The sequence below is a fragment of the Kitasatospora atroaurantiaca genome (assembly GCF_007828955.1).
Taxonomy (GTDB): domain Bacteria; phylum Actinomycetota; class Actinomycetes; order Streptomycetales; family Streptomycetaceae; genus Kitasatospora; species Kitasatospora atroaurantiaca.
Window position 1 is genome coordinate 5,881,627 of record NZ_VIVR01000001.1, and the last position, 14,838, is coordinate 5,896,464.

Genomic DNA, 14,838 nt, shown 5'->3' on the forward strand with positions numbered 1-14,838 from the left:
GGGGCGGCCGGCGGTGTTTGCGCATCCGTACCCGTACGGCTGATGCGGGGCGGCGTGGCGGCCCCTGCGGCTCGACGCTGTGACCATGCGACCGTTACTGCTGCTACCGCTACTGCCGCTCGCCGTGCTCGGGGCTCTCGCGTTCGCACCGGCGCCGCCGCCCGCGTCCGACGAGACCTGGGAGCGCCTCGCCGACTGCGAGAGCGGTGGCGACTGGCATGCCGACACCGGCAACGGCTACTTCGGCGGCCTGCAGATCTGGCCGCCCACCTGGTACGAGGTCGGCGGCCTGCGCTTCGCCGACCGGCCGGACCGGGCGACTCGCCGGCAGCAGATCACCGTCGCCGAGGAGATCCGGCGGCAGCAGGGGTGGGAGGCCTGGGCGTACTGCGCCCGACTGACGGGCCTGCTGGAGCCCTGACCTGTAGCTGTCCTGGCGGGTGTGGTCAGCGCCACTCCAGCTCCCCCTTGGCGACCTTGGTGCCGAGCTCGACGGCCAGCCGGAGCCCGGCGTCCGGGTAGAGCCGCTCCAGCTCGGCCTGCGCCCCCGCCGCATCGGGGGCCTTGCCGATCTCGGTCTCGAAGTACTTCAGATACTCGCGGGTGTAGGCGATCGCCGTGCCGTCGCTCGGCGCGTCCGCGGTCCGGTGCCCGGCAGCCACGAAGAGCGGATCCAGCGCCTCCATGCCGTCCAGGAGGTCGATCCAGGCACCGCGCTGCGCGGCGGTGGGCGTGTCGGCCGTCCAGACGTGCAGGCCCTGGAAGAGCAGGACGCCGCCGAGGACGGCCCGGTGCCGGTGCTCCCAGAGGTAGTGACGGTCCGGCAGGTGGAAGTCGGCGCCGCGCAGCTCGAACCGGTGGCCCTCGAAGTCGATCAGGTCGCCGTCGAGCGGCTCCGGAAGGACGAGGCGGGTCGAGAGCTCGTCGCCGAGCTGCCCCCAGGCCTCCCGCTTGGCCGGGTAGGTGTCCCTGATGTGGTCGACGACCAGCGGCGGGGCGAGGAACCGGGCATCGGGGAAGGCGTCCTGGACCACCTCCGCGCCGAAGTAGAAATCCGGGTCGCCATGGCTGATGAAGACCGTGGTCAGCCGCTTCCCGGAGTTCTTGACCCCCTGCACGAGCCGCCGGCCGTCGGAGAGGGTGAAGCCCGCGTCGACCAGCAGGGCCTCGTGGGGGCCGGTGACCAGGACGGCGGTCTTGTTCAGCGAAGCGTCGGGGAAGTCGACGATCTCGAAGGCGAGGGTCTTCATGCTGGCTCCTAGCGTGGAGTACTCCCAGCTCAGCCTCGGCCGCGCTGCGCTCCGCTGCACCCGCAGCCGGGCGTGTCATGCGCCGAACGGTTCAGTCGCCCGGATCGGCGGCTGCGAGGGCGGGGCGGTGAGGGTGGGGCTGCGAGGGCGGGGCTGCGAGGATGGGGAACGTGGACGGCGGACTCTTCCCTCTCCCTCGCGAGCGGGCCGACCCGGTGCCCGGGGCGGTGCACCTTCCCGACTGGCTCAGCCCGGCGGAGCAGCGTGCCCTGGTGGAGGCGTGCCGCGAGTGGTCCCGCCCGCCGGCCGGGATGCGCACCGTGACGCTGCCCCGCGGCGGGGTCATGTCCGTACGGATGGTATGCCTCGGCTGGTACTGGTACCCCTACGGCTACGCACGGACGGCGGTCGACGGGGACGGCGCACCGGTCAAGCCCTTCCCTCCCGAGCTGGGCGAGCTCGCGCAGCGCGCCGTCGCGGATGCGTACGGCTCCGGGCTGCAGGAGATCACCGGCGCACCCGGGTACGCGCCGGACGTCGCGGTGGTGAACCACTACGCCCACGGCACCAAGATGGGCATGCACCGCGACCGGGACGAGCGGATCGACGCGCCGGTGGTCTCCCTCTCCCTCGGTGACACCTGCGTCTTCCGGCTCGGCAACACCGAGACCCGAACCCGCCCATGGACGGACCTGGAGCTCCGCAGCGGCGATCTGCTGGTCTTCGGCGGCCCGGCCAGGTTCGCGTACCACGGGGTGATGCGCACCCTGCCGGGCACGGCAGACCCGGCCCTGGGGCTGGAGGGGCGGTTGAACATCACCGTGCGGGAGTCCGGCTTCGGGTGAGGCCGCGTGTCATGGGGTTCCTGGCCCGTACCCTCGTACCCCCGTACGCCCGCGTCGGACGGCGGGAATTCCGCCGGGCCGAGCAGACTTCTGGGTAGACGAAGGCGGCAGCCGGGCGAGCCATGCCCCGCGAGCCGCCCAAGAGAGGACATGCAGCTATGGGTACCCCCGTCGACCAGCTCGTCGATCTGCTGGATCTGGAGCAGATCGAGCTCAACATCTTCCGCGGCCGCAGCCCCGAGGAGGCGTTGCAGCGGACCTTCGGCGGACAGGTGGCAGGGCAGGCGCTGGTGGCGGCGGGGCGTACGGTCGACGGAGGCCGCCCGGTGCACTCGCTGCACGCGTACTTCCTCCGCCCCGGAGTGCCCGGCGTACCGATCGTCTACCAGGTCGACCGGATCAGGGACGGACGCTCCTTCACCACCCGACGGGTGCTCGGTATCCAGCAGGGCCGCAGCATCTTCGCGCTCACGGCCGACTTCCATCTGCCCGAGCAGGGTGGCATCGAGCACCAGGACCCGATGCCCGACGTACCCGGGCCCGAGGACCTCCCCAGCGCGCTGGAGGAGGTCGGATCGAAGCTGGGCGAGCTGCCGCCGTTCATCAGCCGCCGCCAGCCCTTCGACATCCGGTACGTGGACCGGCTCCGCTGGACCAAGGAGGAGCTGGTCGGTGTCGAGCCGCGCAGCGGAGTGTGGCTGCGCACCAACGGGTCGCTCCCTGACGACCCGTTGATCCACGTCTGCGCGCTCACCTACGCGAGCGACATGACCCTGCTGGACTCCGTACGCGCGCCCGTCGAGCCGCTGTGGGGGGAGCGGAACTTCGACATGGCCTCGCTCGACCACGCGATGTGGTTCCACCGCCCGTTCCGGGCCGACGACTGGCTGCTCTACCAGCAGGAGTCGCACATCGCGCACGCCGCACGGGGTCTGGCCCGGGGACAGATCTACGACCGGAGCGGCCAGTTGGTCGTCTCCGTCATGCAGGAGGGACTCTTCCGGCCCCTCTCGGCGAGATGACCGGCGACGGGCGCCGCCAATTTCGCAGCTCGCCAGACATCGACAGACATCGCCAGACATCGACAGACATTGACGGCCCACGACAGACATCGACCGCACACGAGAGACATCGACGGCATACGAAGCCCGGGAGGGAGCGCAATGACCGCCACCGAGGAATGGAAGCACTGGACGGACGGCCGCACAGCTTCGGTGAGCGCACCGCACGGCCCGCTCGCGCTCACCGGGACGTACTGGCTGGAGCCCGAACCGGCCGAGCTGCCCGGCCTCCCCGGCCGCTGGTGGGCCGCGGACGGTGTGGTGAGGGTGAGCGCCGCGAGCGGCGACGGGATCCGGATCAAGGGCAGCGACCAGGCGGTGGACGGCGAGGTCGCGCTACGTCCCGACACCGCGCCCGGTGCGGATCTGGCGATGCTGGGGGAGGTGCTGCTGGTCCCGATCGAGCGGGAGGGTGAGCTGGCACTGCGGGTCTTCGATCCCGACGCACCGAGCCGCGCAGCCTTCGCCGGGATCGCCGTCTACCCGTACTCGCCCGAGTGGGCCGTGCCGGCGGTCTTCACGCCGTTCGAGAGCGACCGGGCGGTGGTCGTGCCCAACGCCGACGGGCGGGAGCGCCCGCTGGAGGTAACCGGCCAGATCGCCTTCACCCTGGCCGGCGAGCCGCACACACTGACCGTGAGCCGTGCCGGCGGCCGGCTGAGCGGCGTGATCGCCGACGCGACGAGCGGGCACGAGACGTACCGCTTCCGCTTCATCACCCTGCCCGCCCCGGACGCGGACGGCCGAACGGTACTGGACCTCAACCGGGCCTACCTGCCGCCGTGCGCCTTCGCGGACCACTTCGTCTGCCCGTTCCCGCCACCGGGGAACCGGCTGACGGTGGCGGTGGAGGCGGGGGAGAAGCAGGTGCTCTCGGGGTAGCCCGGTGTGAGGGCGGGTGAGGGCCTGGCCGAGCATGGTCTCCGTGTCGACCAATCAACCCTCACCCCAGACCGACGGGCCTTGTGCTCCTGCTGTGGGTCCTTCGCCGGCCGGCCCTGACGTCACCGCCTCGCCCGCCCCGCTTGACGGGCGCGGCCCTGCCGGGCGATGGCGGCGTGCGGCCCGGGGCGCGTTCGCCGACCTCAGCCCGCTGCGCGAGATCCCGGACTACCGGCGCGTCTGGTTCGGCCAGTCCGTCTCCTCCGTCGGCCAGCAGATGACGGCGGTGGCGGTGTCCGTACAGGTCTACGACCTGACCGGGTCCAGCTTCGCCACCGGCCTGGTCGGCCTCTTCTCGCTGTTCCCGCTGATCGCCTTCGGCCTGTACGGCGGCGCGATCGCCGACAGCGTCGACCGCCGCCTGCTCGGCCTGATCGGCTCGGCGGGCCTCGCGCTGGTCTCGGCCGTACTGGCGGCGCAGGCGCTGCTCGGCTCCGGAGCGGTGGCCCTGCTGTACGCCGCGGTCGCCGTCCAGTCCGGCTTCTTCGCCCTCAGCTCCCCGGCCCGGTCGTCGATGATCCCCAGGCTGGTGCCGAGCCATCAGCTCCCGGCCGCGAACGCCCTCAACACGGTCAGCATGAACCTCGGTCTGACCATCGGCCCCATGCTCGGCGGCGTCCTCATCGGTGCGTACGGGGCGCAGGCCGCGTACCTGGTCGACACCGTGGCCTTCAGTGCCACGCTGTACGCGATGTGGCGGCTGCCGTCCATGCGGCCGTCCATGCGGCCCTCCATGCGGCCGGGGGGTGATGCCGCGGGGAAGGGGCGGGCATCCGTCCTGGACGGGTTGCGCTTCCTGCGGGAGCAGCCCAACCTCCGCACCAGCTTCCTGGCGGACCTGGCCGCGATGATCTTCGGGCTGCCCCGGGCACTATTCCCCGCCATCGCCGTCGGCTTCTACGGCGGCGGGCCCGGCACGGTCGGTCTGCTGGTCGCGGCGCCGGCCGTGGGCGCGCTCGCCGGGGCGCTCTTCTCGGGGTGGGTCGCCCGGGTGCGCCGTCAGGGTGTCGCGGTGCTGGCCGCCGTGAGCGCCTGGGGCCTCTCCATCGCCGCCTTCGGGCTGGTCCGCGAGCTTTGGCTGGGGCTCTTGCTGCTGGCGGCGGCGGGGTGTGCGGACACCATCAGCATGATCTTCCGCAACACGATGATGCAGGTCGCGGCCCCCGACGAGATGCGCGGCCGCCTCCAGGGCATCTTCATCGTGGTCGTCGCCGGCGGCCCTCGCCTCGGCGACTTCGAGTCCGGCACGGTCGCCGCCCTCACCTCACCCGCCGTCTCCGTGGTCACCGGCGGCCTCGCCTGCGTAGCGGCCATCGTCCTCCTCGCCGCACGCCGCCCCGCCTTCCTCCGCTACGACGCCCGCCACCCCACCCCCTGACCCACAACCTCGCCCCGCCCCCGCCCGCCCGGCTGACCTGCACAGGCCCGCCCCGAACGCCGCCGCCGCGCCACCGGAAACCTGGCAGCGAGCACCCCCCGAAGTGCTGTATTGTTTTCCACGTCGCCGGGAGACCGGGGGCGGGTCGAGAAGCCGAAGATCAGCAACCGAAGGAAGCTGACCGGAGGTCACAAGACCACGGGACGTGGCGCAGCTTGGTAGCGCACTTGACTGGGGGTCAAGGGGTCGCAGGTTCAAATCCTGTCGTCCCGACCGGCGTTTTCGCAGGTCGTAGGCCGTTTCCGCAGTGATGCGGGGACGGCCTTTTTGACGTTCCGTCGGCTCGTGGTCGCATTGTGGTCGCACATGGTCGCGTTCACTTCTTGGACAGCCCGGGCCGAGGTTCAAGCCGAGGCGAACGCACGGAGGTTGGGCGTCCCCAGGTGCTCCTGGTTTCCGCTTGTGTGGTCGCGGTGTGGTCGTAGCCAGCGGGGCCACCGCAAGCGGGCGGCCTCTCGATCGGCCCGGGTCAGGATGGCGGCGATGGTGTCGACCGCATCGGCGGCGGCTTGCCGGGTGAGGTGGTCGTAGATGTTCGCGGTGGTCGAGAGCGTCGAGTGCCGGAGTGTCTTGGAGACCGTGACCAGCGGTACACCGGCTGCGATCGGCAGGGTGGCGGCGAGGTGCCGCAGGTCGTGGACGCCAACGCGGGGAACGTCAGCCTCGGCCGAGAGCTGGTGGAGGCGGTCCAGGACGCGCTGCGGGCGGAGTGGTTGCCCGTCCGGCTTGCAGAACACCAGGCCGTCGGGCAGGACGGGGCCCTGGGTCGCGGCGCGGTGGCGGAAGGCGGAGGCGACTCGGGGTGAGATGGCGATCCAGTTCTTGCTGCTGCGGGTCTTTGGTGCGGTGAGGACGGTGCGGGCGTTGTTGATCGCGGAGAGCGTGTAGCGGACGTAGAGGACGTGCTGGTCGAGGTGGATGTCCCTCCAGTGGAGTGCGAGGGCTTCGCCTCTACGCATGCCGGTGCCGACCAGGACCTCGAACAGATCGGCCAGGAACGGATCGGCCCGGTGGCAGTAGCGGAGGAACTTGGCGGCCTCGTCGGCGGTCCAGATCCGGCGCTCGGGGGACGCCGGGCGCTGTAGGACGCTGGGGTGCGCGGGGTTCCGGGAAAGCCGGTCATGGCGGACGGCGTCGCCGAGGGCGCTGGAGAGGGTGGCGAGGCAGCGGTGCAAAGTGAACAGCCCGCGGCCGCGGGCGATCTGGTCCCGCGCGAAGTCGGCGATGTGCCGACGGCTGAGCTCGTCGAGCTTGAGCCGCCCGAGGTTAGGGATCAGGTCGCCTGTGACGTAGTCGCGGTAGCGGACCAGCGTGGTGGGCTTGAGAGTGAGGGCCTTGGTCTGCAGCCAGGTGGTGAGGTAGTCAGCCACGGTCTGGTTGGGGTCGGCGTTGTAACCGCCGCCCTGGGCGTCGAGAACCCGGCGGAGGGCCGCACGGGCGGCGTCCGCGGTGGCGAAGCCTCCGCGGCGCAGGGTGCGGCGCCGGCCGGGGGAGGGGAGGTCGACGGCGAAGGTCCAGGTGCCGTGGTCGGGGTCGGCGGTGAGGCGGGGGCAGCGGGCGCCGAGCTGCTTGTTGTGCTGGTCGCGGCAGCCGCATCGGCGGTAGACGCGTCCGCTTCGAGCGGAGGAAGGCATGGTGATCACTTCCGGGGCTGATCGGTTCTGTCGATCACTGCAGTCTGCGCTCACCGTGCGACCGCAAGTGCTGCCTCAGCGCCCTGGCCTGCGAGGACCCCTTGTCAAGGCCACAAGTGCGCGGCGCCGGGCGCCGGCGCGGCTGTGGCGGCAATGGCTTGTGAACCGCTACGCCGCACGGTCCTATCAACGGCTCAGGTGATCGCCACAGGAGACGCCCCATGGGAGAGGTCGGCCTCCTGGTGCAGTTCGAGGGCGACCAGTAGATGGATCGCCGCGTCCGCCCATGGCGCCACCGACGCGTCCGCGCTCTCGTTGGCCAGGGTCGTGGCGACCGCCTGCACCAGCGCCGCACCCGCGTCCAACCCGGTGCGGCGAAGGTCCGAGGCTGCTCCGGCGAGGCGGTCGTGCTCGGAGCGGCCGAGGCCGCGCAGGCCGGTGTGGGCGAGGTCGGCAAGGGCGGAGAGGCTCGATTCGAGGGCGAGGGTAATCGGATCCGTGGTGCGCGGTGCGGTGGGCGCAGGGGCGCTCGCGGCGTCGCCCGCCGCCAGGTCGGGGATGACCAGCCCGTCCGCCGGGACGGCGAGCGGGTCGAGCACCGGGCGGCCACCCTCACGGCGCAGTAGGCCGCTGACGAAGCGTGTGCGTGCCGAAAGCCCTGTCACCTATGCGACCTGCGCGCATTCGTGGATGAGGCCGCCGAGGCGATCGCGCCGGATGACGTGCGATTGGTCAGCGGCGGCGTGCGGTTCGGGCGTGCTTACACCGTCAGGGCAGCGTTGTCCGAGTGATCGGTGCGGCCGGTGTTGGTTGTGGTGGTCGGCGTACTCGTCGATGACGAGGCGCAGGTGGCGCTCTCCGGTGATCAGGACGCGGTCGGTGGCTTCGCGTCTGCAGGATCCGACCCAGCGCTCGGCGATTGCGTTCATGCGGGGCGCGCCGGGCAGGATGGGCACCACGCGGGCGCCGAGGGCGGTGAAGACCGTGTCGAAGCCCTCGGTGGAGTAGCCGGCGTTGTCGCGGATCAGGTACCGGATGCCGGCGGTGCGCGCGTCGTCCAGGCTCATCAGGACGTTGCGGGCCTGCTGGGTTACCCACTCGGCGGTGACGTTACGGGTGACGCTGGCGATGTGCACCCGCCGGGTGCCGTGCTCGATGAAGAACAGGACGAACACGCGTCTCAGGAACACGGTGTTCACGTGGAGGACGTCAACGGCGATGATCCCTTGGGCCTGGGCGGCGAGGAACTTCGCCCAGGAGCGGTCGGCGCGCTGGGGCGCCGGGTCGACCCCGTCCTGCTTCAAGATCTCCCAGACGGTAGAGGCGGCGACCTTCCAGCCCAGGGTGCGCAGTTCGCCATGGATCCGGCGATACCCCCATCCGTCGTTCTCGCGGGCCAGGCGCAGCACCAGGGCGCGAAGTGCCTCGGGCTTGGCCGGGCGGCCCGGACGGCGGGCGGGTAGGTCCACTTCCGTGCGACCAGCTTCGCGTGCCAGCGCAGCACGGTTCGCGGAGTGATCAGCTTCAAGCCGCTGCGGTGACGCTTGCTCAGGAGCCGGAGTAGAGCGGCGATCACAGCGCGGTCTCCGCGGGTGAACACGGGCTTGGGGCTGCTGCGCTGCAGGATGGCCAGCTGGTGTCGGAGCACCAGTATCTCGACGTCCTTGGCTGCGGAGGGCCGCGCCAGCAGATGCAGCCAGCCGAGCAGGAGACAGCCGAATCGGTAGACCAGACGGAACGTCACGATCCCCAAGCGTGCGGTGCCGGACTCGCGCACACTCTCGACGTGATCACATCGTGACCCTGAAGCTGGAGCTCAGCGTAGGTGACAGAGTTGTCGGCACCCACAGGCTCCGGCAGACGACACCCCCGCCTGCCGGAGCCGCTCGGTTCTCACGACTGCCCGGCGATCCGGTCGAGGAGTTCGTCCACGTTGCCCGGTGCCATGAGCTCGGGGTCGGCGGCCAGGATCCGCTCGTGCAGCGCCGTCAGGGCGGAGCTCGGCGCGCGGCCGAACTCCTTGGTCAACCGCTCCCGGACACTCTCGAAGGCCGCGATGGCTTCCCACCTGCGCCCGCACCGGGTCAGCGCGAGCATGAGGAGGGCGTGCAGCCGCCAGCGCTCGGGCTCCTCGGCGGCGAGCGCGCCGAGCTTCGTCACGACCTCCTCATGCTGCCCGACCTCGAGCGCGACGGCGTACATCTCCTCGGACGCGTCGAGCCGACGCCCCGCCAGCAGGGCGCGCTGCTGCGCGGCGTACGGGCCGGGGATGCCGGCCAGCGGCTCGCCCTGCCAGAGCAGCAGCGCGGTGTGCAGGACGAGGTGGGCACCGTGGGGCTCGCCGGTGGCCCGCATCGACGCCGCTTTGGCGAGGTTCGAGTTGAAGACGGAGAGGTCGTCCGACCCGGCGGGGATCCGCGCCAGGTAGCCGCCGTCCACCGTCTGCACGACGCGTGACTGGCGCTGAGACACCGCGCCGTCCTCGATGACCGACCGAAGGTGGGACACGTACGTGCTTACCGCCCTTTCCGGCTGGCCCGGCGGCTGGTCACCCCAGACGGCGTCGACCAGGGTCTGCATCGACATCGGCTGACCGGCGTTCAGCAGCAGGGCGGCCAGCACCGCCTGCTGCTGGGGTGGGCCGAGGCGCAGCTGCCTGCCGTCGCGCCAGGCCCGCAGCGGGCCAAGCAGCGTGAAGCGCAGGTTCAGCTCCTCGGCGCCGGAGTGGGTCGTCCGCTCGACGTCCTCGGGCGGGGTCGGCAGCAGCAGGAGCTCAGGGTCCTCGCGGATGATTCGGTCGCGCAGCTCGGTCAGTCTCGGCTCCGGCCGACTGCCGAGTTCCTGCTCGTAGTAGCGGCGGACGGACCCGTAGTGGGCCAGCGCTTCGTCGGTCCGGCCGGTGCGATGGAGGGCCAGCATCAGGGCGCGCTGGGCCTGCGTGTTCGGCGGGTTGTCGACGGCGAACTGCCTCAGCTCGGGCAGGACGGCTGCCGCGTTGCCGAGGCCCACCTCGGCCTCGAAGCGGAGCCCCCGCGCGCGTTCGTACAGCCCCTGCAGGCGGGCTCGCTCCCGCAGGGCGTACGGCCCCTGCACGTCCGCCAGCGGCGTCCCCTGCCACATGGCGAGCGCGGCGGACGTGTACTCGAGGACCTTGCGCAGATCGCCACCCGTGAGGGCGGCCTCGGCCAGTGCGATCCTGTCCTCGAAGCGCTCAGCGTCGACGTCCGCGGCGTCGAACTCCAGGGCGTAGCTGCCGTCGGCGCTCCGGACCAGCACGTTCCGGGGCGACGGCCGGTTCAGGAGTTCGCCGAGAATCCGAAGCTGTTCTTGAACCGTGTCCAGGGCGAGCCGAGGTGCGTCCGCACGGTCCCACAGCGAATCCACCAGGTCCCGCAGGGTGAGCGGGGCGCCGTGGTAGCCGATCAGTGTCGCCAGCAGCGCGGACTGCTCGGCAGAGCCCAGCCGGACGCGATTGCGTCCGCGGAGCACCTGTAGCCCGCCCAGCACCGAGTAGGTCAGTCTCAGGTCGGAGCCCGGGGCCTGGGGCCGCACGGACTCCAGGAGGCCGAGCCGCCGGCTGACCTCGGCCGCGTCGACCGGTCGCTGTTCGGGGTCCTTCTCCAGCAGCTCCTGGATGAGCTCGGTCAGGTCGCCCGGCAGGTCCGGGCGGCTCCGGTCCGGGGGCTCGGGCACCGTGTGCGTGTGGTGCTGCATCAGCGCGGACGTCGACGTCTCAGTGAACGGCGGCTGTCCGGTGGCCAGTTCGTAGAGCACGCAGCCCAACGAGTAGAGGTCGGTACGCGGCCCCGGCCACCCCCCGCTCGCCTGCTCCGGAGCCATGTAGCGAGGCGTCATGGGCACCCGCCCCCTCCCCGAGGCCCGGCTCGTGACGACGTCGCCGGGCTGGTCCTCCGCGGCCAGCCAGCCGAACCCGAAGTCGCAGAGCACGGCCTCACCACCGGTGCGGACCAGGATGTTGGCGGGCTTGACGTCGTAGTGGACGATTCCGTGGCCGTGCAAGTACTCCAGGGCGTCCGCCACTTGGCGACCGATCGCCAGAATGTGCGCGACGCCCACCGGGCCGGCGTCCAGCAGGCTTCGCAGGTCCCCGCCCTCGACGTGTTCCATCACCAGGTAGTACGCATCGGGCAGAATTCCCGCGTCGTGCAGGGCGACGATGCCGGGGTGGCGCAGCCGCGCGAGCGCGGTGGCCCGGCGACCGAAGTCCGTCGTCTGATCCACCCCGCCGTCACGCCGTGGGATCAGCTTGACGACGACGCGCGAGCGATCGGGCAGCGCCTCCGCGTGCCACAGCTCTCCCTCGCCGCCCTGGGCGATCGGCTGGAGCAGGCGGTACCGGCCTCCGACCACGCGGGTGGTGTCCTCATCCGGCTCCTCCGTCTCGGCATCGGGCACGTACGCGCTGCCGTACAACTCCCAGATGTGCACACGGTCGTCCAAGTCACCGATCGACGCGATGACGCAGCGGTCCTCGTCACTCGCAATACCCGCGATCTGCCGGGCCCTTACAGGGTCGATGGTCCCGATCGTGCGGAGGTCGAGCCCGTCGGGTCTGCCGGGCCGCCAGTGGCGGACCTGCCCGTCCGGGCCGAGGTCGAGTACCGCCGAGGCTCCGGCGGAGTGGGGCACCACGGTCGCCCGGTGGGCGGCGGTGCCTCCCAGGCTCGCGACTGATTCTCCATTGTCCGGGTCCCAAAGACGCATGCGGCCGGTGCGGTCCGACGTCCACAGGTACCTCCGCCCGTTCACGTCGGTGTATCCCGCCATCGCGGCGAGGCCCGGGTCACGACCGTTGATGAGATAGAGAGCCCCGTTCGCCGCGTTCCAGAAGTTGATCTGCCCGCCGGAAGAGGCGGTGGCAACGAAGCCCCGGCCCTCGCTGTCCTCGATGGCGGCCATGGCCGCGACGTCGGCCGTGTCGAGCGCGATCGGATCGGCGGCCTGCCGCCCATCCGCGGCGTCCAGGAAGCGGACCAGGCCGTCCGCGCCGCACACGGCGATCCGGCCCTTGCCGAACGAGCCCGGAATCGCAGCCACCGCCACGGCGGGCGAGGGGAGCGGGAAACTCCGGACGGCCGACAGGGCGCCGCTCGGCTCCTCGCTGGGCTCGGCGCTGTCGACGCGGGCGATCAGCGCGGCGAGCTCCGCATCGAGGTCCCACCCTCCAAGTGCCTCCGGGTGTCTCGGCATCCGGGCCAGCAACGACCCGAGCTGCGCCGTCCGTTCGATGCGCGGATAGGCGGCGCCGCTCCGAAGACGGATCTCCTCGAGCAGGTCGCCGTCACTGAGCGGGCCGAGGTTGATGACCTCGGCGTTGTCCGGGAACTCCCCGGTCACGGGCGCGGCGGTGGTGAGGAGCAGGCAGCCAGGTCCCCCGTCGGCCAGGCCGAAGAAGTCACGCGGGTCGACGCCGGAGCGGCCCGGGTCGACAGGCGGCCGGAAGTGGTCGATGACGATCAGCCAGCCCGGATGGTCGGCGACCAGCTCCGCCAGGGGCACCGGGCTCTCCGGGCCCCCGGCGGCCGGTGTCAGGGCCGACCGCAGCTGTTCCAGGCCGGCCCGCAGGGCGGAGGGCCCGCGCCCGTCGATCCAGTGGACGACGGAGTGGCGGGCGCCGTGGCGCTGGACGTACTCCTGGACCAGCCGCCGCCTGCCCAGGCCGTTGGCGGCCCTGACGACCACCATCGCGGGCCTGCGGAAGCCGGCGTAGGTGATGGTCGGTTCGGCGACGCATGCCCGGGTGAGGATGCCGAGTTCGTCCCTGCGCCCGATCATCCGCGGCGGGTCCGGCGGGCTGACAATCGGTGGCACCGGGTTGAGCAGTTCCCGGCGAATCCCCGAAAGGGTGGGCCCGGGACCGTCCACACGACTGCCGGCGCCGGCCGCCCCGTCGACCGCTGCTCTCAACCTCCGTGAGACCGTGGCGTGTTGCCCGCCCGCGCCGGCCAGGACGGCGACCGCGACCTCGGCGAACGGCCGGCTCTTGGCCGGCAGTGGCCGCCCGTCGGCCTCGGCGGAGGCCGCGAGGGCGCGGAAGTCGAGCGTGCCGCCGAAGGTCGCGGCGACCCGGCCCGAGACCTTGGCGAGGACGTGCTCCAGCACGCGGACGGACTCGCTCCTGGTCAGCTCGGCGAGCAGTTCCTCCCGTACGCCGTCGCCGAAGTCGTACACCACCTCGTCGGGGTCGGCGGCCTCCGTGCGGATCTCCAGCAGCCCGGAGAGGAAGAGTTCGGCGAGATCCGTCTGTCCGGAGTCGGGCACGGTGGCCCGCTGGACCAGCCGCATCACCGGCAGGCTGAGCGGCGCCGCGGCCAGGTGGCAGGCCAGCCGGTACGCGTTCGGGGAGCTGCCGGCCCGGAAGGCGGCGACCCGGTCGGCGGCGGGTGGCCGTGTGTCGGTATCGCGTGCGGGGCGGCTCGGACGTGGCACTCCCCTCAGCGGTGCGGCGAGCATCGGGGTCCAGCCGGTGGTGCGGCCGGCGGCGAGTCCGGCCCACGGGGTGAGCCAGTCGGCGTCGATCTCCAGGATGGGGAGCCACCGCATAGCGGCCCGGGCGTCGGACCCGGCGGCGCCGAGCGGCACGCCGGGGAACGCCGCGCCCGGGCGGAACACGGGGGCGGTCCGTCCGTCGGTGGCGGCCCGGCCCTCGACCGGGGCGGGCCGCAGCGCGGTGCGGTGCCAGAGCCGTCGGGGCAGCACCTGGAGGGCGGCCACCGGGCGGCCGGTGACGGCCCGGGCGAGGAACGCCGGCAGCTCCTCGCCGTACCAGGCCGGGCCGACGCCGTCGGTGAGGACCAGCAGGATGCGGCGGCCGAGCGGGTCGGCGAGCGGACCGGTCCAGTGCGGGTGCTCGACAGTGGGCCGGGCGCCGGCCCGCGCGGCGTGGCGGCGGCGCCGGAAGGCCGCCAGCCGCGGGACCGGCCCGTCGGTGTCCAGCGCCCAGCTGCGGACGTCCGCGAAGGCGCCGTGCCGCTCCAGCAGGGTGGCGAGCTCGCCGGCCAGCCCGGTCCAGACCGCCATGGTGGCGCCGGTGTCCACCAGCAGGTCGACGGAGAACCGGGGCTGCCGCTCCTGGTGCCAGACCGGCACCAGCACCCCGACTTCGGCGGTCGTCTCGGCCGTGGCCTCCTCGTCGAGGCCGGCCAGGTCGGGGCCGCCCACGGCGTTGTTCAGCGGACGGCGCAGCGGGCGCAGCGCCCGGGCGAGGTCCAGGGCTCCGGGGAGCGCGGTGGGGCGGGTGACCTGGACCACCTGGCCGCTGCGGGCGGCGGCGGGCCCGACCGGCTCCGGGGTGTGGTGGGAGTGCAGTTCGACCTTCGGTTCGGCCTCCGCTGCAGCTTCCGGAGCGGCCTCCGGTGCGGGGCGCCCGGGCGGTTCGCCCTCGGCCGGTGGCCGGCCTGCCGCGGGCGGCTCCGGGGTCCGGCCGGGCGGGGGCGGAGCGGCGGGCGGGGCCGTCGGCGTGGTGGCCGGTTCGGAGCCGGGCAGCGGTGTTACGCCGGTAAGCCGGGAGATCCACAGGACGTCCGCCAGGTCCTCCGGGCGCGGGTCGCCGCCGGCGGAAGCGAGCAGGGTCGCCAGGGCTGCCCGGAGCGCGGCCTGCCCCACTGCCCGGTCGGTCCTCGACGGATCGTGCTCGGTCACCGGCCG

10 protein-coding genes and 1 tRNA gene are annotated in these 14,838 nt (G+C 72.4%); 6 read left to right on the forward strand and 5 right to left on the reverse strand.

Annotation, left to right across the window (positions count from 1 at the left end; all coding sequences use genetic code 11):
- The first annotated feature begins 85 nt into the window (after nt 1-85).
- The gene (locus FB465_RS26525) at nt 86-421 is read left to right on the forward strand and encodes a transglycosylase family protein (RefSeq protein ID WP_145794477.1); all 336 of its coding nucleotides are present in this window, start codon (nt 86-88) and stop codon (nt 419-421) included.
- A gap of 25 nt (nt 422-446) precedes the next feature.
- Here FB465_RS26525 and FB465_RS26530 read toward each other — a convergent pair whose 3' ends face one another.
- Nucleotides 447-1,250 (reverse strand): MBL fold metallo-hydrolase, encoded by an 804-nt coding sequence (locus tag FB465_RS26530; RefSeq protein ID WP_145794479.1) that lies wholly within the window; start codon nt 1,248-1,250, stop codon nt 447-449.
- 170 nt (nt 1,251-1,420) lie between these two features.
- Here FB465_RS26530 and FB465_RS26535 point away from each other — a divergent pair, with 170 nt between their 5' ends.
- From FB465_RS26535 to FB465_RS26555, 5 genes are all read left to right on the forward strand, one after another.
- Nucleotides 1,421-2,095, forward strand: a complete 675-nt coding sequence (locus tag FB465_RS26535) for an alpha-ketoglutarate-dependent dioxygenase AlkB family protein (RefSeq protein ID WP_145794482.1) — start codon at nt 1,421-1,423, stop codon at nt 2,093-2,095.
- A gap of 158 nt (nt 2,096-2,253) precedes the next feature.
- Nucleotides 2,254-3,117, forward strand: a complete 864-nt coding sequence (locus FB465_RS26540) for an acyl-CoA thioesterase (RefSeq protein WP_145794483.1) — start codon at nt 2,254-2,256, stop codon at nt 3,115-3,117.
- A gap of 141 nt (nt 3,118-3,258) precedes the next feature.
- Nucleotides 3,259-4,038, forward strand: a complete 780-nt coding sequence (locus FB465_RS26545) for a DUF1684 domain-containing protein (RefSeq protein ID WP_145794485.1) — start codon at nt 3,259-3,261, stop codon at nt 4,036-4,038.
- Nucleotides 4,039-4,072: 34 nt separating this feature from the next.
- Nucleotides 4,073-5,476: an MFS transporter gene (locus FB465_RS26550; RefSeq protein ID WP_145794487.1), complete on the forward strand. Its 1,404-nt coding sequence runs from the start codon at nt 4,073-4,075 to the stop codon at nt 5,474-5,476.
- A 199-nt stretch (nt 5,477-5,675) separates the two neighbouring features.
- Nucleotides 5,676-5,749 (forward strand) — tRNA-Pro (locus FB465_RS26555).
- 131 nt (nt 5,750-5,880) lie between these two features.
- On the opposite strand, the gene FB465_RS26560 is transcribed toward FB465_RS26555, so the two are convergent.
- The 4 genes from FB465_RS26560 to FB465_RS26575 all read right to left on the reverse strand — a co-directional run bounded on the left by FB465_RS26560 (nt 5,881) and on the right by FB465_RS26575 (nt 14,832).
- Entirely contained in the window at nt 5,881-7,170 is a 1,290-nt protein-coding gene (locus FB465_RS26560; RefSeq protein ID WP_145794489.1) for a tyrosine-type recombinase/integrase, read from the reverse strand.
- Between the two features lie 194 nt (nt 7,171-7,364).
- Complete coding sequence (locus FB465_RS26565) at nt 7,365-7,769, reverse strand: hypothetical protein (protein ID WP_145794491.1); 405 nt, start codon at nt 7,767-7,769, stop codon at nt 7,365-7,367.
- Between the two features lie 66 nt (nt 7,770-7,835).
- A complete protein-coding gene (locus tag FB465_RS26570; protein WP_246192848.1) occupies nt 7,836-8,579 on the reverse strand; it encodes an integrase core domain-containing protein in 744 nt (247 codons plus the stop codon).
- Between the two features lie 484 nt (nt 8,580-9,063).
- Nucleotides 9,064-14,832 carry an SAV_2336 N-terminal domain-related protein gene (locus tag FB465_RS26575; protein ID WP_145794492.1) on the reverse strand — a complete coding sequence of 1,923 codons (5,769 nt, stop codon included), beginning with the start codon at nt 14,830-14,832 and terminating at the stop codon, nt 9,064-9,066.
- Nucleotides 14,833-14,838: the final 6 nt, after the last annotated feature.

What these genes read in the sequence shown, in the direction of transcription:
- FB465_RS26545 (WP_145794485.1), top strand. Translation starts at nt 3,259, where the DNA reads ATGACCGCCACCGAGGAATGGAAGCACTGGACGGACGGCCGCACAGCT.
- FB465_RS26530 (WP_145794479.1), bottom strand. Translation starts at nt 1,250, where the DNA reads ATGAAGACCCTCGCCTTCGAGATCGTCGACTTCCCCGACGCTTCGCTG.
- FB465_RS26560 (WP_145794489.1), bottom strand. Translation starts at nt 7,170, where the DNA reads ATGCCTTCCTCCGCTCGAAGCGGACGCGTCTACCGCCGATGCGGCTGC.
- FB465_RS26550 (WP_145794487.1), top strand. Translation starts at nt 4,073, where the DNA reads ATGGTCTCCGTGTCGACCAATCAACCCTCACCCCAGACCGACGGGCCT.
- FB465_RS26540 (WP_145794483.1), top strand. Translation starts at nt 2,254, where the DNA reads ATGGGTACCCCCGTCGACCAGCTCGTCGATCTGCTGGATCTGGAGCAG.
- FB465_RS26525 (WP_145794477.1), top strand. Translation starts at nt 86, where the DNA reads ATGCGACCGTTACTGCTGCTACCGCTACTGCCGCTCGCCGTGCTCGGG.